Consider the following 19,799-nt stretch of genomic DNA (forward strand, 5'->3'; position numbering starts at 1 on the left):
AATTGTGAAATATAAAATCTTAGCGTTATCAGTCGTTGGTGCGATTCTTGGGGGCTGTGGTAGCGATAATGACAACAGCGTGCCGCCTGAACAAGCGTATCGTAATATTACGGCCTTCGACCCTGCAGTTATGGGTATGAAAGGAACATTCAGCTGTGACAATGGCACTACAGGTTCTCTAGAAGAAACAAACTTCCATGGCGTTTCTGAAGTAACAGAGCTTACGGTTCTAAACTACCCTGAAACTTGTTCGTTTGCGTACAATGCAACGGCGGGTGCGGTTGATGTTTCTAACGGTAAAGACATGAGCAAGGTGAGCTACAAGTTCCCGAAAGGCTTAGCTAACTATGACGATCTTGTGACATCTTCTCCAATCTCAACTTTGATTGAAAAAGAGCTAGCTGGCCAACCTTACAATGAGTCTACAGGTAGTGATGTTCTCGTTGCTCTTGGTCTTGGTGATTTGTTAAACAGTGGTAGTGTGAGCAGTGTTGCTGACTTCCTACGTCGTACACAAGAAATCATTGAAGGCCTTCCTGCATCTGAAGCTAGCCTAGTGTCAGCAACAGCAGCAGTACTATCAGACGTACTTGTAGTAACCCCTAACGCATCAGTAACTGAGATATCTGACGCAGCGGTTGCAATTACAGAAGAAGTTATCAGTAGCTACCCAGATTACCCTAAAGCTCCGGGTGGTGGTGAGATTTACCTAGATCTAACAGAAGACCCAACATTAATTGAAGATGCAGTGAAAGACCCTAATAATGTAGGTGCTCTTCCACCGCCAAAAGATTCTGAACCTGTTCCAGACCCAGATGAAGGCACGCCTCCACCAACTGGTGGTACTGGCGGTACTGGTGGTACTGGCGGTGGCGGTAACGGCGGTGGTACCGGCGGCTAATTGTCATATTCGTAATAAAAGGCACCACCTCGGTGCCTTTTTTATAACTGTTTTGTAAACTCTTGCTATAACCGATTGCATCCCAATGAAAATATTCAGTCATTCCAAAAACACATCTATCATAGCATCTCTTAGCGCATTAGTTTTCGCTCAGAACGTGTATGCCGTCGACAACTTAATGTCGTCTCAAAGTTATACCGGCGCGATAATTGTTCCCAATGCTCAAGTCATGGACACGGGAGACATCTCTTACCTTTATGGCCAAGGCGTGCCATACAAGGGGAAAACCAGTGAGTTAGATAACATATTATTTAGCGTGGGTTTATTTGATGGCTTTGAGGCGGCGGGTCGAATTGTCACAAAAACATATGATTGTCACCTTTATAAAAATGTTCCAAAGTACGATCCAAATTGTGGTAACGGTCTTCGTGATTTGTCGGCATCGTTTAAGTACCAATTCCCTTTTGTTAAAGGTTGGACAGGGTTTGATTTGGCGATAGGTGTCCAAGATTTGGGTGGTGCCGGCAACAACTTTGAAACTTTTTATGCAGTTGCTGATTTCGAGCCTGACTTTGTCCCTGCAAGGTTTAGTGCTGGTTACGGTAAATCAGAAGTAAGCCATGGCGTTCTGAACGGGCCTTTTGCCAGCTTAGAATATCAGCCATTGGACTTTGTTCAGCTGATTGCAGAGCACGATTCTCACCAATTTAATGCTGGCTTGAAGGTGTTTACACCTGAAAGCTATTTACCACTCGACACACAGCTATCTTTCCAATACCAATTTTATACTAGTGGTAATGCCGATATAGATATTTGGTCTGTGGCCGCATCTACTCCTTTAATGGGCTTCTCTGAGTCTCGCCGAGTGAATGAGCTGACGCTGGAAGACAAGATCGCAGTAGAACAAGCACATCATAAATTTGCAGGTGTTGTTCAACTTAAAAAAGCACTGGTTGATGAAGGCTTTCTTAATGTGAGAATCTCAGCGGACGATATTGGCTTAAACGTGGCGCTGGAAAACAGACGCTATAATCGTAACCAAGTGGATGGCGTGGGTGTTGCTCTGGGTATCATATCTTCCTATGTGGGTGAGGGCATGCTGCAAGACCTTGGGGTGAAAAACTACCAACAGCAAAACATTCGCTTGTTTAACTTGGTGAATGACATTCCGATGATGGAAGTAATCACCAGTGCGCCATGTTACCGTGAATTTGTAAGAACGGGCGAACCTTGCAAGACGCTTCTTGTTCGTACTTCAGATGTGAAAAAGAGTTATGCAAAGGCGGAATTTGATAAAGAGGCCGCTCGATCAGGGTTTGGACGTACACAAATTATTGTATCTCCAGCTTTGTATCACAACACCGCAACAGAATACGGTGTATTTGACTACTCCTTAGCGCTTGCCACTAACTTATATACACCTCTTTGGAAGGGCGCTGCGCTGGACGTACGACACGTCATGCCACTGGCAGAGAGTGATGACTTTGAAGAGGGTGAAATTTGGGGTGACAATGCCTTTGAAAATGAAGTCGACAGGATTCTGTTTCACCAAGCATTCCAATTGCCTTATAACCTCACGACTCAATTTTCATTCGGTCAGGTTTACGGAAACTTTTTAGGTTTCTTGAATGAAACGCAGTATGCGAGCAATAGCGGCCGTCACATTCTAGGAGCGGAATACGCGAACTTCTCTGCTCAAGATAAGTATGACTCAAGAGGTAAGGCTATCTTAGATGCGACCCCAATGATTGGCCACTACACCTATTCAAGGCCAGAATGGAACTGGCAAGGTAAAGTGCAAGCCGGTCAATTTTGGAAAGGCGATGAAGGGGTACGAGTGACCACCAGTCATTGGCTAGGTGACGTAAGAGTTGATGCGTCATACCAGACCACAAAAGCAGTCGGCAGCAGTGAAGCAGAAGATTTTGTGACACTTTCTATAGCAATTCCTCTAACACCATGGCGTGATATGAGCCCTGACTACGTTCAATTGCGTGGTATCGACCAGTTTGTATACGCATTGCAAACTCGTGTTGGCGAGAGTCGTAACGAGCTAGGTGAAGGGTTAGGTGTCGATACTGGCTTACAGCATAATATTGAAAGGCAGTACTTCAACCGTAACCGTATCGGTGCAAGCTACTACCATGAAAACCGACAGCGCTTACGCAATGCTTATCTAAAATACTTAGAAGCAGTAAAATAATTCAGCGTAAGATCTAAAACTAAGAGCCAACACTTCATGTGTTGGCTCTCTTGCTCTTGCTCTTGCGCTCTTCGCATCTCGTTGACTCGCATCCCGCATCTGCTCTTATATACCTAAAACCATTCAACTAGGTTGATAATAACCACAATTTGTGGATAATGCTTACGGATTAAACTAACCGTATGCAAACGCACTTTTTTGCTACGTTTTAGATAAAATACGCCCATTCAAATTCCATATTGATAGGGGCAGAATAACTACGCAGTGTGATGTCGCGGTATCAAGGGGCGGTAGCGTTCCTGTCTTTGATATTAAGTGGGAGCAATATCACGGTAATAGCCCTCCTTAACTCTATTAAATACTGCGTAGCTGATAAAATTGTTTGTTCTAACTTCTTTGGGTGTCCTTTGGGATATCACGACACATTCCGTTTCTATGACTTGGTTAACATGAAGATTAATAAAAATCGTCTCCTTTTAGCGCTCCTTCCTGTATTGCTTGCAGGGTGTACTACTCCAGGAACTCACCTTTCTACTGGCAACAAGAATGTGATTCAGCCTTCAGAGGAACAACAAGAATCTGATATCTCTGATGTGGTTAACCTTTACCCACTGACAGCGCAATCAGTATCGAGTTACCGAAGCGAATCTTTATCGGTTTCCCAAGCTAACCCGACGTTAGATGTTGATATTGCAAAGTATGAATACCAAGTGGGCGTTGGTGACATCTTAAACATCACCATTTGGGATCACCCAGAACTGACGATTCCTGCCGGTTCTTACCGTAGTAGTACCGAAGCGGGTAACTGGGTTCATGCTGACGGCACCATTTTCTACCCATACATTGGTACAGTCGAAGTCGCGGGAAAAACCGTTCGTGAAGTGCGTGCTGATATTGCCAGTCGCTTAGCAAAGTACATCGAAAGCCCTCAGGTTGACGTTAACGTCGCCGCTTTTCGCTCTAAGAAAACCTACATTACTGGCGAGGTGTCTAAACCTGGCCAGCAAGCGATCACTAATATTCCTTTAACGTTACTGGATGCCGTGAACCGTTCGGGCGGCCTTTCAGAAGATGCCGACTGGCGTAATGTTTCATTAACGCGTAATGGCGTGGAAGAGAACCTTTCACTTTACGGTTTAATGCAACGTGGTGACTTAACGCAAAACCGCTTACTGCAAGCGGGTGACATTGTTCACGTGCCGCGTAATGATAAGCAGAAAGTGTTCGTGATGGGTGAAGTGAAAGAGCCTAAGTTATTAAAGATTGATCGTGTAGGAATGAGCCTGACAGAAGCGCTCAGTAATGTTGGTGGAATAAATGAACTGACAGCTGATGCAACCGGCGTGTTTGTGATTCGAACTTCGGATGATAAATCAGAACGCATGGCGGATATCTATCAACTGAATATAGAAGATGCATCAGCATTGGTGATTGGCACCGAGTTTGATTTAAAGCCTTATGACATTGTTTATGTTACCGCTGCGCCAATCAGCCGTTGGAACCGTGTTGTGGGGCAGTTGCTTCCAACCATCAACGGATTTAATAATTTAACCGAAGGTGCGTTACGTGTTCGTAATTGGCCTTAGGCTAAGATAGAACAGCAATCAGGTCGCACTTCACGTGTGGCCTGATTTTTTATGTTTAGAAGTACATTTGGTTTATGAAGTGCATTCGGTTTATAAGTATATTTAGTTTATAAGTACGTTCAGCTTATAAGCCCATTACAGTTAGAAGTCAGTTATGTTTAATAAAATTTTAGTGGTCTGCGTGGGTAACATTTGTCGTTCCCCTACGGGAGAGCGCGTTCTTCAAAAATTGCTACCGAATAAAGAAGTAGCCTCTGCTGGCATCGCTGCTGAAAAAAGCCGTTTAATTGGTAAGCCAGCAGACGACACGGCGATTTTAATTGCCGCTGAAAATGGTGTCGATGTTGAAAATCATCAGTCGCAGCAAGTTACATCACAGCTTTGTGCTCAGTATGATTTGATATTGGTGATGGAGAAAGGCCATATGGAGGCGCTCACTCAAATTTCACCGGAAGCGCGTGGTAAAACCATGCTGTTTGGTCAGTGGATTGACCAGAAAGACATTCCCGATCCACACCGTCAAAGCCGTGAAGCGTTTGAATATGCTTATAAGTTGATTGACGAAGCTGCGCAAGCTTGGGCAAAAAAACTGTAGATTTAAATGCAGTAGGTTTTAAATAGACAGCTTTTAAATGTCATGCTCTACACGTAGGCGTGGCTAAGCCATCAACAGAATCATATAAAAGAGAAGTACGCGGAGCGTATATATAGTCTCTTAAATAGCAATAATTTAGGAAGTAGCAATCTGATGACAACACAACCATCTCAGCAATCACACACAGATAACTCTGATGAGATAGATTTAGGAAAACTGCTTGGCATCTTATTAGATGCCAAATGGCTAATCATGCTCACCACATTTGCTTTTGCTGTGTTTGGTATTGCGTTTGCCCTGCTTTCAACACCGATATATAAAGCTGATGCTCTGATTCAAATTGAAGAGAAGAGCTCTGGTGGTATTTCATCGATGGTCGGTGATATGGGCGAATTGTTCTCTCAGGAATCTTCTGCGACGACAGAAGTTGAGATCATCAAATCGCGTATGATCTTGGGTGAAACGGTTGATAAATTCAATTTAACCACGGTAACCTCTCCAAATTATGCACCCATCGTCGGTAAAGGCTTTGCTCGCTTAACCGGCGACATCAACCACATCGCAGTGAGCCGTTTTACCTTGCCAAGCTATGCGAGCGAATACACACACACCATTCAGATCGTCGATACCGAACAAGGCACCTATCAACTGGTACGTGACGATGAGCGCGTTATCTTAAAAGGCAAAGTGGGTGAGCTAGCAACTTCTGATGACTTCAGCTTGTTTGTGGCCGGTTTTGAATCGCACAACGGTTTTGAATTCTCGATTGGTCAACGCAGCCGACTAGAAGCGATCGAATGGCTGAAAAAATCGTTGTCTTTGTCAGAGCAAGGTAAGCAGACCGGTATTCTGAAGCTGAGCTTTGAAGGCGAAAACAAACAGCAGATTTCTGAAATCCTTAACCACATCAGCCAAATCTACTTCTTACAGAACGTGAAGCGCAATTCTGCGGAAGCTGAGAAGAGCCTAGAGTTCTTAGAAAGCCACCTTCCGGGCATTAAATCTGAGCTAACTGGCTATGAAGACGTACTAAACAATTATCGTCAAAAGAACGAATCGATCGATTTGGGTTTAGAAGCACAATCCACCCTGAAGGTAATGGTAGAGCTTGAAGCGCAATTAAATGAACTGACGTTTAAAGAGAGTGAAATCAGCCAACGCTTCACTAAAGATCACCCAGCATACAAAGCCCTGCTTGATAAGCGTAAAACACTATTAGGTGAGAAAGAACGCCTAAACAAGCAAGTACAAAAGCTGCCAAAAACACAACGTGAAGTACTGCGTATGACACGTGATGTTGAAGTAAACCAACAGATCTACATCCAGCTTTTAAACAAGGTTCAAGAGCTGAGTATTATCAAGGCCGGTACGGTCGGTAACGTTCGTATCTTAGATGATGCACAAGCGTATGCTCGCGCTGTAAAACCTAAGAAGCCGTTGATTGTTGTATTAGCAACGCTACTGGGTGGCATGTTAAGTGTCGCATTTGTATTAGTGAAAGCGGCATTCCACCGTGGCGTTGAAAGCCCAGACCAAATTGAACAAATCGGCCTGCCTGTTTATGCAGCGGTACCAAAATCAGATTTACAAATTGAGCTAACTAACCGTTTTAAATCGAAGAAAATACAAACAAAAGGCGTTCAAGCACTGCTTGCTGAATCGAACCCTGCGGATCTTTCGGTTGAAGCACTGCGTGGTCTGCGCACCAGCTTGCACTTCGCAATGCTAGAAGCGAAAAACAACGTCTTGATGATCTCGGGCCCTGCACCGGGCATTGGTAAATCATTCATCTCGACCAACTTTGCCGCAGTAGCCGCAAAAACAGGCCAAAAAGTACTGTTGATTGATGCCGATATGCGTAAAGGTTACCTACAACAAAGCTTCGGTGTGAATTGGGATAACGGCCTTTCTGATGTATTGAGCAGCAAGCAAGAGTTCGCTCAATCAGTGAAGTCGACTCCAGTTGAAAACCTCGACATTATTACTCGCGGCCAAGTGCCACCAAACCCGTCAGAGTTGCTAATGCACCCCCGCTTTGCAGAGCTAATGGAGTGGTCATCAAAAGAGTATGACTTGGTGATTGTCGATACCCCACCAGTACTCGCGGTAACCGACCCAAGCATTGTCGGCGCCTTCGCTGGCACCACGTTAATGGTTGCGCGTTATGGTCAAAACACCATTAAAGAGATTGACGTTGCTCGCAACCGTTTCGAACAATCCGGTATCGAAGTGAAAGGCGTTATCTTCAACGCTATCGAGAAGAAAGCATCAAGCTCTTACGGGTACGGTTACTACAACTACGCATATTCGAGCGATAAGAAGTAGAAGCAGATACGGGATGCGAGTAATCGGGTAAACGAAGAGCAGAAAGGCAGATACGAGACGAGAGTGGCGAGATACGAAAAGCGCCACTCGAATCCGCTCTTCATCTCTTCGTTACTCGTTTACCCGCTACCCGCATCTATTCTTTTAAGCTCTTCTCATCCCGTTTACTTGTATCTTATCTCTTCACCTAATAGTAAAAAATAACGGCGTCATTCCCTACAGCGAGGCACGAGCGTGATAGGGAATCTCTTTTCGTCGTGAGTACCAAACATGTAAATTGGGCGTGACATTGAGGTTCCAGATATTTCGTCCCTCAATTCTGGAATGACGGAGTCTAATAGGTGGCGAGTTCAGAAGTTATCCAATATCCATCTCTGTTTGTCCGCTCTTCGAATCTCGCTACCCGTCACCCTCATTTGCTCCTCTAGCTCTCGCATCCCGTTTACCCGCATCTGTTCCTAAAACCGTAACCGGACACGCCTTATTCACGCCCCAATCTTTATGCCCCTTAACATTCTTATCTGAAATCAAAAACTGCTCTTGCAACGCCGCCATCAATCCAAGCAGCGCCTTACGCTGCGCAAGCGTGAAGTTATCTTCTGGTTGCAGCTCGGCATTACAGCCGCCGACCATACAAACCCCAATATTATCCTTGTTGTGCCCTTTCACATGCGCGCCGGTTTGTGACAGTGGCCTGCCAAGTTCGACATCCCCATTGCGACGAATAACAAAGTGATACCCGACATCGCGCCAGCCTCTCTTTTTATGCCATCGGCGAATCTCGGCCACATCAATATCTTGCTTTGGCGGTGTGGCGCTGCAATGCACTGTAATAAAGAAACATGGCGGGCAATGAGGTAGGCGGAGTAAAACCGAAACCAGACTGAAAGCATACGGAGTTAACAGAAAAGGGGATGCTGATGGTAAGCAAGGCTCTAACGAAGGGATGAGCGCCACCTTGCTAGCCTGCTCAGGCAAAACAGAAGCCTCTAAAGGCTGGTGTGGAACTCGATCAGTTGCTGGTGGAGTGTTTGACAAAATAAATCCTCGTGTTGTTGTAACCAATTGACTAAAGACGTTTGTAACGATTCTTTTAAATTAGGGGGCAGTGCGATGTGTTGTCGCAAACTGGTGGCGACGGTTTTGGCATAACCAGAGTGGTGGTTTACATAACGTAAATACATCACGCAATAACCCAGAGGCTGGCTGCGCCGCGCTCGGCTGATCATCCACCAAAAATTCTCATAGCTGGGGACGCCACCGCATTCATCCTCATCAAAATGACCACCTTCCATTTGGCCTTCTTTATAACCGCTAGTTTCAGACCCATCGCTAACACTAAAAAATAACGACTGGCGCGACGGATTGAGGGGATCAGCTCGGCACTCGATGCTGGCCATTCCGGGTTGGTACGCTGAAATAAAAAGAGAAACTATCGCCTTCATTAAGCACCTTATTGCTGCATGGGGAGGGCAATGTACTTCAAGAACCTTGATTGGGGGTGGCGGTAACAACACCAAAACGGAGAGTGATCATCTGGCACACATAACCTTTCATAAAGAACATAAAACAGAGTTGAGCTTGAAAAGCGACACCTTAGATGACACCGATGTGCTTGAGCTCCCTCGCGGTTCTGAAGAGCATGAGCTATCGACACTTAAAGCAAAAAATGAAGCCGTGATTCACCTGCTCACCAAAGAGGGCAGCGCGCCCATTTATCATGAGTTCACCACCATATTAGAGCGCACCTACCCAAAGTTAGATGTACTGCAAGAACTGCATGCAATGTAAGCGTGGTTGTACATCAACCCTGATAAACGCAAGTCCTTTGAGCATATTGGCCATTTGTGAATGACTGGCTAAGAAGAAGCGCACAAGCTAAGGCAAAGCAAGGCTCATCGCCATTATCTAAGCAAACCAGAGCGGCTCAACAGACAAGGGTGGGTAAACCTCAAAAGGCCGCTAAATCACGAAAAACAGCAAAGCTTTAAGGGCACTAAGCAACAACCCACGCTCGTCACTCAAGCCTTCACGGAATTCAAAGCCGATAGCAAAACCAACCCGTTTGAAGCGCGTATTAAAGCCCTCATCCAATCCAAATCGGCTGATGCGGATCCCAAGCAGTGAAAATCCAGATTTTTAGGGAAACTTTGGCTTAAGTAGATCAATCGCTAGACAGATCCATAGCTAAGCAAAACTAAGAGTAAAACCAGCAATAGCGTAAGCACAGCCAACAAATGTGACGAGATAAAAATAGAATTAGGGAGAGAGCACATGGATGATAACAGCCTAAAAAACTGACAACGGAAGAAAAAATAACCATTTTAGAAAAAGAGATAGCGCGAGTAGAAGGGCGCATTGGCGAGTTCTTGAAACTGCTGGTTAACCACTACCCATAAGGGTTAACACGCACCGAGATTAAAGCGTTATTGGCGGTAAACAACAACCCAAGCTTTGTGTCGCTGTACCGAAACGGCAATATTTTCATTGATATAGAAAAGCGCTACTGCGACGCAGCGCAAGAAAATCGCTACCACATAGGCACTCAGTATCTGCAAAACGTGCAATGCTTTCGCTGGATAAACGCGTGGTGAGAGGCTTGTCCAAATAGGGTAAATTTCAAACTGGTCAATATGCACTTACTTTGCTAGAATGCGCAGCAAATTAGAAACCGTATGAAAACCGCATAACAGCGGATAAATCGTCAAACCTTGCCTGTAGGAGCTAAACCTAAGGGCGGTAGCATACCTAAATGCGAATGAATGCCCGTCAAAAGGTTATAAAAACCGTTTTGGTGGCCTATTAGGGCGGTTTTTAGAAAGTAAGCAAAATCTAGGTTCTATAAGGGATGGGCGTAAATCGACGGTCTCAAAATGAATAAAAAGTGTCTCAGTGGCTTATAATTGACTGAGACATTTTTCGGACTCGGCATCTAGTGATTAGGTTACGTATATGTTTCAGATCTATCTTCTGAGCGCATCTTTTTTGACTTTTTGTCGCATTCTTCTAGGTGAGCGCTAAATTTTTGAATATCCAATATTAGTCGTTTTATCCAGTTTTTCATAATATTACCTCTGGTCGCATATATTAAAATACTTATCAAGAAGTATGCAGTTTGAACTCGATTTATTAAAGGCTTATTACACTTAAGACATAGACAGGGAAAGTTCATGTACATGCTCATGTTTAAAGAGTTCGTAGCATATTGAGTTCTCAATTTGCGAAGTTCGATAGTTAGCGTTATTACACAACAATCAATTACTCGAAGATCAATTTGTAGATTATTTTCAGTGTTTTCTGATACCTCCATAGAAACATTGGAGGCCAAACAATGAGTAACCAACACCCATTTATGCATTTTGATGTCATCCTAGATTACCGCCAACAAGGCAAAGTCGAGCACAAGTTAACTGATATCATTTTGTTAACAATTTGCGCTGTACTTTCCGGTCAAGATGATTGGAAAGCCATTCATGGCCAAGCACAGTTAGATTTTTTAAAGCGGTTTGGTGATTTTAGTCATGGTGTACCTTCTACATCGACAATAGCAAGAGCTATGGGAATGATTAATGCCACTCGCCTACAGAAGTGTTTTATCGAATAGGTGAAGGATTGTACTGAACTTGCTAAGGGTGAAGTGATTGCCATTGACGGTAAACCGTTAGGGGTTCTTATGATGACTCTCGCGGTCTTGGTGCTATTCACATGGTAAATGCTTTTGCGACTGAAAGTGGCGTTAGTCTTGGACAACATAAAGTCTACGAAAAATCCAACGAGATCACCGCTATCCCAGAGTTGCTCGAACTGCGTGATATATCAGGTTGTGTAGTGATAATTGATGCAATGGGATGCCAAAAGAAAATACTTGATAAGAATGCCGATTACTTACTGGCGGTTAAAGGTAATCAGGGGCGTTTAGAGCAACCGTTTAATAACTATTTCGATATGAGTATGTTGCAAAATCACGATGGTGATTCGTATAGCACGCAAGAAAAGTCTCGTGGTCGCCAGGAAACGAGACTGGCCAGAGCTAAAAAAATGGGTATCGTTGTTTCTTTACGACAAAAAGAAGAGGTCGCAAAAGAGTCAGAATTCACGGTTAGATACTACATTAGCTCGAAGGAATTAAGTGCTAAAGAATTGTTAAATGCCACGTGTTCACATTGGTTGGTTGAGTCGATGCACTGGTCGTTAGACACCGCTTTTGGTGAAGATGCGAGCCGAAAACAAGCAGAAGAAGGTGCGGAAAACTTCATAAGGATCAGGTAGATGTGCTTAAACATGCTGAAGAGTGAAACGATTCTCAAAGCGAGCATTAAACATAAAAGAGCAATGTGTGCGATGAATTGTAAGTACCTTTTAAAGGTACTGGCAAGCCTTTATTGACGGGGAAGTTCATGATTTCCCAGTGAAGCCTGACGACTGAAGAAGCCAATTTCAAAGTTGGGATAAAAAGAAAACAGAAAAATCGAACATTAGCAACAGCTATCTTTCGCAAATCTTTGCAGGGCAATGGGCTTCGTAACATTACCCTAGGTAGCATATGAGGAGTGGTTTTGAATAAAAAAGTATTGATAATATCTTCTAGCCTCCAGTCTGGTGGAGCGGAACGAGTCGCAGCAAATCTTGCAATGGGGTTTAATAAGAAAGGCTATAAGACTACCTTGTTAGTTGGGAAAAGCAAAGAAACTGATTTTTATGATTTAGAACCTGGAACAAGAACGATATATCAAAATTTTGACTATGAAAAAGTTTCAGGTTTGGGGAAATTGAAAAGGTTTGTGCATAGGTGTATTAATACTCGAAAAATAATAAAAAATGAAAAGCCAGATATTGTAATATGTATGAAGTGGGAAGTTTCATTCCGCGCTGCTTTTAGTACTCTATTTATGAAAACTAACTTAATATTTTCTGAGCATAACCATTATTATGCGTTAAAGAGTAAGTCGCTGAGAATCTCTCGAAACTTATTGTACTATATCATGCCTAAAAATATAACTGTTTTAACAAGTAGGGATATAAATTCGTATCCTTCACTACTTAAATCTAAAATAGTAGTAATGCCTAACCCGCTAGGTCTTGAGATAAGTGATTCTAATTATTTAAGCCTAAAAAATAAATCGAACTCTAATAAAAATGAAATAAACCTATTAGCAATTGGGAGAATGACAGAGCAAAAAGGTTTCGATAGGTTGATTAATATATTTTCGCGTTACACCGAACAGAGTCATACAGAAAGTGTAAAATTATTTATAGCAGGTGATGGGAAAGATCTAGATAAACTGAAATTACAATCTAAAAAGTTAGGTTTGATGAATAATGTTGTATTCCTAGGACAGGTTAAAAATATATCTGAAATTTATGCTAATAGTGATATATTTTTAATGACATCTCGTTGGGAAGGGTTACCTATGGTTTTAGGTGAGGCTATGAACTTCGGTATTCCAATAGTTGCTTTCGATTGTCCTACTGGTCCTAGAGAGTTTATTAGTGATCATCAAACAGGCTATCTAGTGAAAAATTCAGATGATAAAGACTTTGTTGGTAAGCTTGATCGTTTAATTGTAGATGAAGATATAAGAAAAAATATGAGTTATCAATCAAGAAAAAGTAGTAAAAACTGGTCCATTGAAAACGTTATCACAAAATGGTTACATTTAATTAATGATTAAAGATAGGTCATTACAACTAGTATCGTTTGTTTTTACAATATCAGTATTGTTTAAGGTAACATATTTCCTTTTTACTTATGAAGACTATAGTCAAAGTAATCTGTATATGTTTATTAATATTGATGAACTACGATATTCACAAAGAGCAATTGATATAGCAAATGATATTAGCGTATTAGGTTGGTCAAATGTAGTAAATAATTACTACACATATACTAACAGTCATCATGCAATATATTATTTCATTCTGTCAGTTTTTGTATTGGTTTTCGGGAAGGCTTATGCTTTTTGGTTTGTGTTATTTAAAATAGTAGTGATCTCTACTGCATCACTTTTCTTTTTCCACCGTTTATTTTCCCGTTATTTCATAAAAAAAGTAGTGATCAGAGCTGATTTGTTTCTAATTCTTTACCCTGTAATAGGGATATATAGTTTTAGTTTAATGAGAGATGATTATATTTTTCTGGCATTCATATCTTCCTGTTACTATCTATCATTGTTTATTGAAAGGAGAAACATTTTAACTACGTTTTTTTTATTATTATCTTTTATTTTTCTCATGCAACTTCGAATGTCTATGTTACTTCTGGTTATATTTTTCGTATTTTCTATGGAGTATAAGAAATATAACGTCAGTGTGCTTGATTTTCTCAAGTTTACCACGCTGTTTGCATTTGTAGTTTACGCTATAAATATATTTGTCGGTAATTATATCCTAAGTGTTATTGGAAATTTCCCTGGTTTAAAAGTAGTAATTATTGAGGTTCTTAAAATGTACTTCTCACCATTACCTTGGAAACTGTCTAATAGTTACCAATTACTCTCTTGGTGGTTTTGGTTCTCATTTTTTTCGGTTACATTTAGTTTTCTTTTTATTAAGAAAATTATCCAATCAATTCTAGCTAATAGATTGGCGATATTGTCTGTTTTATTTATTTATTGTTTTCCATATATTTTAAGGGATGGAGGGGTTGGTTTGAGACAATTCGGATTTATCGCCCCATTTCTTTTCATTTTAATTTACGAAAAAGTTCTTTCGTTAAAAAATATTCAAAGGTTATAACGTGTTTAAAAAAGAAATGTTCGGATTAAATGTTGGGATTAAATCTTTCTTTGATATTAGTAAGGTTCTTCCTGACTTCAACGATTTCAACGATTTCAACGATTGCAAATCAAAAACTGATATTATTTTTAATATAACAACAGATGTTAAAGAACTAAATAATTTACATGGCAAAGAAAAATTAAATGCGAAAACAGGAAATTTAAAAATATTTGAATCCATAGTGATTTTCAAGGTTTCAAATGATTTTGATATGGGAATAAAAATATCTGAAGATACAATTCATGTAACTTGTTTGTTTCGACCTAAATTAAAAAGAAGTATGGCCTTGAAATTTCCTGAATTATATAGATTTCGGAGTTCTGAATTTGAGTTGCCGGAATTTGCAGTTGCTAGAACATTTGTATATAGGTGTTTTTATCCAGTTTTGCAATTAGCTTTAATTAGAAATGGTGCATCATTCATACATGGTTCTACTATTGTAAAAGATTCAAGCTCTACGTTGTTAACAGGCTGGGGTGGTAGCGGGAAAACAAGTCTTAGTAGTTCTATACTATATAACGATGACTCTTACTTTTTTCAGAGTGATGATATCGCAATTATAAATACCAACAATGAAGCGATGTTTAACCCAATGGTAGCTCATATTTATCCTTATAACTTAGTTGGGTTTCCGGAGTTGAAAACTAAGATCCTTTCACAAGGAAGCTTTATATCTAAGAATCATTGGAGTATTAAAGAGCATCTTAAGGGGATGAAGGGAGTTAGACGTAGAGTAAAACCTTCGTCTATTTATTCTATCAAGAAAGAAAAATCTCAGTTAGGGAGAGTTGTTTTCTTCCAGAGGGCTGATATCGAAGAGCTAAAAATTGATAGGGTTGAATGTGATAAGGTTAGCAAGTTATCCGTCAATGTGATTTTGGAAGAAATTACATCATTGATGGGTATGATTACAGAAGTTGGCGCTACCTATATTAATAGTGATATTAATAATTTAGCTTATGATTTTGTTAACCTCGATATGGAAGAGTATTGTAGTCTTCAGCTGGAATTATATAACTCAGCTTTGAAACATTCAGACTGCTATGTTGTTACAGTACCTTTAAAGCATGGTCCAATTGAACTCATGAACGACACGAAAGAGCTATTTTCTTGATATGAGTAATAAATCTTTTTTAAATTTACTATTTGGTGTCGTTAGTATTAAAGTAATAGGTGCTATTTCTGGATTTTATCTGACATATTTAATAGCATCTAAATTTTCCATAGAAGAATCTGGAAGGTTCTTTACTGAGTTGTCAATAATAACCATATTCATTATGATTATTTCTCTTGGTTTACCAAGTTATTGCGTGAAGAAAGTTTCCGAGTTGAAATATCGACAAAAAATCAATTCAGCTAATAGCTTGATTACATACTCAGGAATATCTGTATGCATGGCCGGAATTATAATAATAATAAATAATTTTATTTTTAACATTGTTGATAATAAAATGGCTTTTTCTTTAATTCCGTTATCACTCATTGCCTTAATGTCCAGTTATATACAGGCATCTAAGAAGCCTCGTATATCAATGTTATTTACAGGGGTTGCAAGAAACCTAGTCTTCGTTATTTTGTTGTTGATGGTTTCTATTGAACGATATTCAGAACTTAGCCTACTTTTTTTTATAACTAGCTTGATTTGCTGTATATCTTCGTTTTGTTTTTGGAGTAAGCTTGGCGGGACTTTTGTTATTAAGGAAAGATCTCATTTTTTATTTACTAAAAGCATTTTAAAAAGCAGTTCATTTTTTTGGGGAATTTCATTTCTAACAGTACTTTCTAGTCAATTACCTCAGTTTTTAATAGGGACAATGGCTGGTTATTCTGAAGCATCTGGTTATGCTGTTGCAGTCAGAATTGCAGGGGTTAGTTCGATTGTATTAGTTGCCATTAATAGAATCATAGCCCCAAATATAGCTGAGTTTTATTATAAAAAAAACCAATTAGAATTAGAAAAAGAAATAAACAGAAGTACATTTATTACTTTCTTTTTATCCACCATTTATTTTTTTATAATAGCTATATTTTCTGACGTTATACTATCTTTTTTTGGTCATGAGTATCTTTTCGCTAAGAGCTCGCTTGTTCTTATGATGCTTGGTCAATGGTTGAACTCTTCATTTGGATCTGTAGGAACTATCCTTCAGATGACAGGCTATTCAAGAGTACAGCAACGTAACACGCTAATATCTATTGTAACGTCTGTATTTGTCGGGCTAATAGCTATACCTGTATTTGGTTTGTTAGGTGCCGCTTTGATGTTTTCATCATATTTAGCTTTAGTTAATTTGTTATCGTGGAATGATGTAAGGGTAAGATTAGGAATAAATACATTGAAAGTTTATAAATTTTATAAATAATCAATTATTAGTCTCTCGTTAAAGTGAACGATATGAAAGAAATATTACATGTAGTCCTAAATTCTGGCCCCACTAATATGGGGTATAATGAATTTTATTTAAATACTCAAGATAGTTCTAGGTATATAGAACTTAACCAGGGTGTTAATTTTATTGATAGTATGCTCCGATTTTTATTCCAATACTTCAAATGTTCGTCTCAATATAAAGTAATCCATGTGCACTCCAATCAACTGTTGCTAATATGTTGGTTAATTGATTTGGTTAAATTAAAAAAAAACAGATTGTTATATACCGTACATACATCTTTTGAAAATTTGAAGGGTAAAAATAGGGTTCTTTTTTTTATAAATCTATCCTTGTCGAAGAGGGTTGTGTTTTGTAGTCAGTCAAGTTTTGACAGCTTCCCTGTATCTGTTAAGTCTAATGGTAAGTGTGTAGTAATTAGAAATGGTGTGAACATACAGAGCTCTAGTTTTTCAAACGGATTTTTAGGTTTTATTTGTCTCGGCCGGCTGATTAAACTCAAGAGAGTGAAAAGTGTGCTGAACGCTTATGCTAGTTCAGGTGTTAATAGTGGCTTGAAGTTTATTGGTGATGGTGTATTACATAGCGAACTTAATGATAAAAGTCGATCCTTAATTAACGTAGCTTTGCTAGGTAAAGTTGATAGGAGTACAGTTCTCGAAGAGCTGCAAAAAGCAAAGAGTATCGTTTCTTTTTCCTCAATAGAAGGGATGCCGGTATCTGTTCTGGAGGGAATATCTAAAAAGTGTATACCAATATTATCCAAGATCCCACCACATGAAGAGTTAGCCTCTTTAGGTTTTAAAGTATACATTGCAGAAGATGAAGAGGAATTAGAAAAACATATTTTGGAAGTTGATAATCTAAGTTTTGAAGAGTGTAGTAGAATTGTAGAATATAATTACAAATTATTAATTAAAGAGTGCACTATAGAAAGTATGTTAACACAATATAATAACCAATATGAGGTTTTATTTTAATGCAAGTTGAAATTACAGGTCCTCCATGTTCTGGGAAATCTTTTTATTTGAAGGGTAAAGTTAACCTTTTAAGTAAGAATTGTGTGAATAAAGTGTTTTTTTTTGGGGCCGGATTTTTGGCGCTAAGTTATTCTGAGTTATTTTTACTGATCAGGTTATGCTCTCAAGAAAAAGTGTCTTTTTTTTTTAAAATTAACATATTCTACAATTCACTCATAAAGTTCGGGGTATACTCTAAAAACGTGAACAATGATGATGTAGTGATTGATGAAGGCATATCACATTTGGCATTTAATTTCTTAGAAGCAAAATATAATGATTTAGAATTACTTTTGAAATATAGATTACCAATTGTCCATGTTAAAATTCTTGTAGATGTTGATGAAGATGTTTTAAAGCATAGATTGCTAAGTAGGGGTCATACACGATTACGTTATTACTCTGTAGATGAATTATTGAAAAAAAACCTATTGGCTAAGAAGAAAGCGGAAGAGTATTCAAGAAAGTTTTCAGGTAATTATACGGAATTGAAATTATGATTGATTTATATAAGAGCTTATTTAGTGAGTTGGATAATAACAATATAGTAGTATCAGTTTGGAAGTCTTTGAATCGATTAGATCACTTTCTTTCTGGTAATGAAGACTTGGATTTGTGGGTGAAACTTAATAACAAGGAGTCATTTGAAAAAATACTGAGTTCCTTGGGTTTTTTAGAGTTTTCACCATTTGTAAATAAATTTGAACATGTAGCACATTTCTATGCTTTTTTTAAAGGCAAAATAGTCCATCTACATGTTTATTATAAAATCGTTACAGGTGAAAGTAATACAAAGAATTATATATTACCGTTAGAGCATTATCTAGAAAAAGAAAGGGTGAAAAATTCAGGAGTTACAACACCTAGTGCTGAGTTATCAAGAACTATTTTTTTAATACGCTCTTACTTGAAGAGTGGCAGCATATATGGCGCATTACTCTTACTAAGAGACTCTGAGAAGTATAGAGGAGAAAAGGATTACTTAAAATTAGGAGATAAGTCTGAGATTTTTTATATTCCAGATTTAATAGATAATAATTTACTTGAAGCGATGCTTGATAATACTATTGATGGAAATTTATTTAAGCGTTTCTGGTTATCTTTTAAGGTAAAGAACACCTTGAAAAAGCACGCTAGAATGAATGAGTTGAGCCACTTCTTTTATAAGATTCAAGATATTTCTTTAAGGTTATTTAATAAGCTAATTTTTAAAAGAAAAAAACGAGCAAGTATGGGTATAGTATTATCAATTTGTGGACTTGATGGTAGTGGGAAATCTACAGCTGTAGAGAATGTTGGCTGTTTGATGAAAAAAAACTTTGATTATAAGTTGATTCATTTAGGCAGACCAGCTCCGACTTTACTTACATTACCATTTTGGTTTGCTTTCAGGTTAGCAGAAAAGGTTAGGCATAAGGATAAGTCAGCCGAAAGATCTGTTGAGTCTTTCCTCCCTAATCCAAATGTTACATTATTAGCTGCCATTCGGTACTGTATTATTGCTATCGAAAGAAAAACGGCAGCAATTAAAGCGCATGCTTATTCAAAGAATGGCTATATTGTAATAACAGACAGGTATCCTTCTTTAGAGTATGGGAAAATGGATAGTCCTAGGATTACTAAAAATAAACAAAGAAACTTTTTTTATAGATTTCTTCATAATGTGGAGAGAAATTGTTACGATGCTATTCCTGCATGCGATATTTCTGTGAAGTTAAGTATACCCGTAGAGACAGCGGTCTATCGTAACTCAATTAGAGTTAAAGCAGGCAAGGAAACTGCCAACGAAATAAGAGCTAGATATCTTGTTAATTCGGACTTTAAAGCAAAAACATTAGAGCATATAGATATTGATGCATCACAATCTATTGATGCTGTTAGAGATGAGATTGTGAACCTTATCTTTAAAAAGCTAGATAGTTAATAAATATCTAGCTTTTAGATTCATGTGCTTATATTTAAATGTTTGACCTATTCTAGTGTCATTGTATTGACATGTCTGG

14 protein-coding genes and 3 pseudogenes are annotated in these 19,799 nt (G+C 39.1%); 15 read left to right on the plus strand and 2 right to left on the minus strand.

The features are described from left to right. Positions 1-4 precede the first annotated feature (4 nt). The 5 genes from AC3CKG_RS00970 to AC3CKG_RS00990 all read left to right on the plus strand — a co-directional run bounded on the left by AC3CKG_RS00970 (position 5) and on the right by AC3CKG_RS00990 (position 7,610). Positions 5-901 carry a serine/threonine protein kinase gene (locus AC3CKG_RS00970; RefSeq protein ID WP_488528678.1) on the plus strand — a complete coding sequence of 299 codons (897 nt, stop codon included), beginning with the start codon at positions 5-7 and terminating at the stop codon, positions 899-901. A 178-nt stretch (positions 902-1,079) separates the two neighbouring features. After that, complete coding sequence (locus AC3CKG_RS00975) at positions 1,080-3,104, plus strand: YjbH domain-containing protein (RefSeq protein ID WP_488528679.1); 2,025 nt, start codon at positions 1,080-1,082, stop codon at positions 3,102-3,104. Between the two features lie 449 nt (positions 3,105-3,553). Beyond that, the gene (locus AC3CKG_RS00980) at positions 3,554-4,690 is read left to right on the plus strand and encodes a polysaccharide export protein (RefSeq protein ID WP_488528680.1); all 1,137 of its coding nucleotides are present in this window, start codon (positions 3,554-3,556) and stop codon (positions 4,688-4,690) included. 154 nt (positions 4,691-4,844) lie between these two features. Then, on the plus strand, positions 4,845-5,285 hold the full coding sequence (locus tag AC3CKG_RS00985; RefSeq protein ID WP_488528681.1) for an arsenate reductase/protein-tyrosine-phosphatase family protein: 441 nt from the start codon (positions 4,845-4,847) through the stop codon (positions 5,283-5,285). Positions 5,286-5,438: 153 nt separating this feature from the next. Continuing rightward, positions 5,439-7,610, plus strand: coding sequence for a polysaccharide biosynthesis tyrosine autokinase (locus AC3CKG_RS00990; RefSeq protein ID WP_488528682.1), 2,172 nt, complete (start codon positions 5,439-5,441; stop codon positions 7,608-7,610). Positions 7,611-8,009: 399 nt separating this feature from the next. Here AC3CKG_RS00990 and AC3CKG_RS00995 read toward each other — a convergent pair whose 3' ends face one another. After that, entirely contained in the window at positions 8,010-8,588 is a 579-nt protein-coding gene (locus tag AC3CKG_RS00995) for an N-acetylmuramoyl-L-alanine amidase (protein WP_488529216.1), read from the minus strand. A gap of 11 nt (positions 8,589-8,599) precedes the next feature. Beyond that, positions 8,600-9,055 carry a hypothetical protein gene (locus AC3CKG_RS01000; protein WP_488528683.1) on the minus strand — a complete coding sequence of 152 codons (456 nt, stop codon included), beginning with the start codon at positions 9,053-9,055 and terminating at the stop codon, positions 8,600-8,602. Positions 9,056-9,113: 58 nt separating this feature from the next. Between AC3CKG_RS01000 and AC3CKG_RS01005 the strand changes: the two are divergent. From AC3CKG_RS01005 to AC3CKG_RS01050, 10 genes and pseudogenes are all read left to right on the plus strand, one after another. Continuing rightward, positions 9,114-9,737: pseudogene (locus AC3CKG_RS01005) on the plus strand (helix-turn-helix domain-containing protein); the annotation flags it as partial. Positions 9,738-9,884: 147 nt separating this feature from the next. Next, positions 9,885-10,204 (plus strand): annotated as a pseudogene (locus AC3CKG_RS01010) (hypothetical protein). A gap of 737 nt (positions 10,205-10,941) precedes the next feature. Further along, positions 10,942-11,996 (plus strand): annotated as a pseudogene (locus AC3CKG_RS01015) (ISAs1 family transposase). 170 nt (positions 11,997-12,166) lie between these two features. After that, positions 12,167-13,282, plus strand: a complete 1,116-nt coding sequence (locus AC3CKG_RS01020) for a glycosyltransferase family 4 protein (protein ID WP_488528684.1) — start codon at positions 12,167-12,169, stop codon at positions 13,280-13,282. Between the two features lie 106 nt (positions 13,283-13,388). After that, complete coding sequence (locus tag AC3CKG_RS01025; protein ID WP_488528685.1) at positions 13,389-14,345, plus strand: hypothetical protein; 957 nt, start codon at positions 13,389-13,391, stop codon at positions 14,343-14,345. Position 14,346: 1 nt separating this feature from the next. Continuing rightward, positions 14,347-15,501, plus strand: a complete 1,155-nt coding sequence (locus AC3CKG_RS01030) for a hypothetical protein (RefSeq protein ID WP_488528686.1) — start codon at positions 14,347-14,349, stop codon at positions 15,499-15,501. Between the two features lies 1 nt (position 15,502). Further along, positions 15,503-16,750 carry an MATE family efflux transporter gene (locus AC3CKG_RS01035; RefSeq protein WP_488528687.1) on the plus strand — a complete coding sequence of 416 codons (1,248 nt, stop codon included), beginning with the start codon at positions 15,503-15,505 and terminating at the stop codon, positions 16,748-16,750. 32 nt (positions 16,751-16,782) lie between these two features. Next, positions 16,783-17,757 (plus strand): glycosyltransferase, encoded by a 975-nt coding sequence (locus AC3CKG_RS01040; protein WP_488528688.1) that lies wholly within the window; start codon positions 16,783-16,785, stop codon positions 17,755-17,757. Further along, the gene (locus AC3CKG_RS01045; RefSeq protein WP_488528689.1) at positions 17,757-18,296 is read left to right on the plus strand and encodes a hypothetical protein; all 540 of its coding nucleotides are present in this window, start codon (positions 17,757-17,759) and stop codon (positions 18,294-18,296) included. The genes AC3CKG_RS01040 and AC3CKG_RS01045 overlap by 1 nt, the downstream gene beginning before the upstream one ends. Beyond that, positions 18,293-19,720 carry a hypothetical protein gene (locus AC3CKG_RS01050; protein ID WP_488528690.1) on the plus strand — a complete coding sequence of 476 codons (1,428 nt, stop codon included), beginning with the start codon at positions 18,293-18,295 and terminating at the stop codon, positions 19,718-19,720. The genes AC3CKG_RS01045 and AC3CKG_RS01050 overlap by 4 nt, the downstream gene beginning before the upstream one ends. Positions 19,721-19,799 lie beyond the last annotated feature (79 nt).

Source organism: Vibrio sp. QJM3NY_15 (assembly GCF_057785995.1).

Bases quoted from the DNA above. Each gene is read 5' to 3' on its own strand.
- AC3CKG_RS01040 (WP_488528688.1), top strand. From the start codon at position 16,783: ATGAAAGAAATATTACATGTAGTCCTAAATTCTGGCCCCACTAATATG.
- AC3CKG_RS01035 (WP_488528687.1), top strand. From the start codon at position 15,503: ATGAGTAATAAATCTTTTTTAAATTTACTATTTGGTGTCGTTAGTATT.
- AC3CKG_RS00985 (WP_488528681.1), top strand. From the start codon at position 4,845: ATGTTTAATAAAATTTTAGTGGTCTGCGTGGGTAACATTTGTCGTTCC.
- AC3CKG_RS01025 (WP_488528685.1), top strand. From the start codon at position 13,389: ATGTTTATTAATATTGATGAACTACGATATTCACAAAGAGCAATTGAT.
- AC3CKG_RS00990 (WP_488528682.1), top strand. From the start codon at position 5,439: ATGACAACACAACCATCTCAGCAATCACACACAGATAACTCTGATGAG.
- AC3CKG_RS01045 (WP_488528689.1), top strand. From the start codon at position 17,757: ATGCAAGTTGAAATTACAGGTCCTCCATGTTCTGGGAAATCTTTTTAT.
- AC3CKG_RS01050 (WP_488528690.1), top strand. From the start codon at position 18,293: ATGATTGATTTATATAAGAGCTTATTTAGTGAGTTGGATAATAACAAT.
- AC3CKG_RS01000 (WP_488528683.1), bottom strand. From the start codon at position 9,055: ATGAAGGCGATAGTTTCTCTTTTTATTTCAGCGTACCAACCCGGAATG.
- AC3CKG_RS00975 (WP_488528679.1), top strand. From the start codon at position 1,080: ATGTCGTCTCAAAGTTATACCGGCGCGATAATTGTTCCCAATGCTCAA.
- AC3CKG_RS00980 (WP_488528680.1), top strand. From the start codon at position 3,554: ATGAAGATTAATAAAAATCGTCTCCTTTTAGCGCTCCTTCCTGTATTG.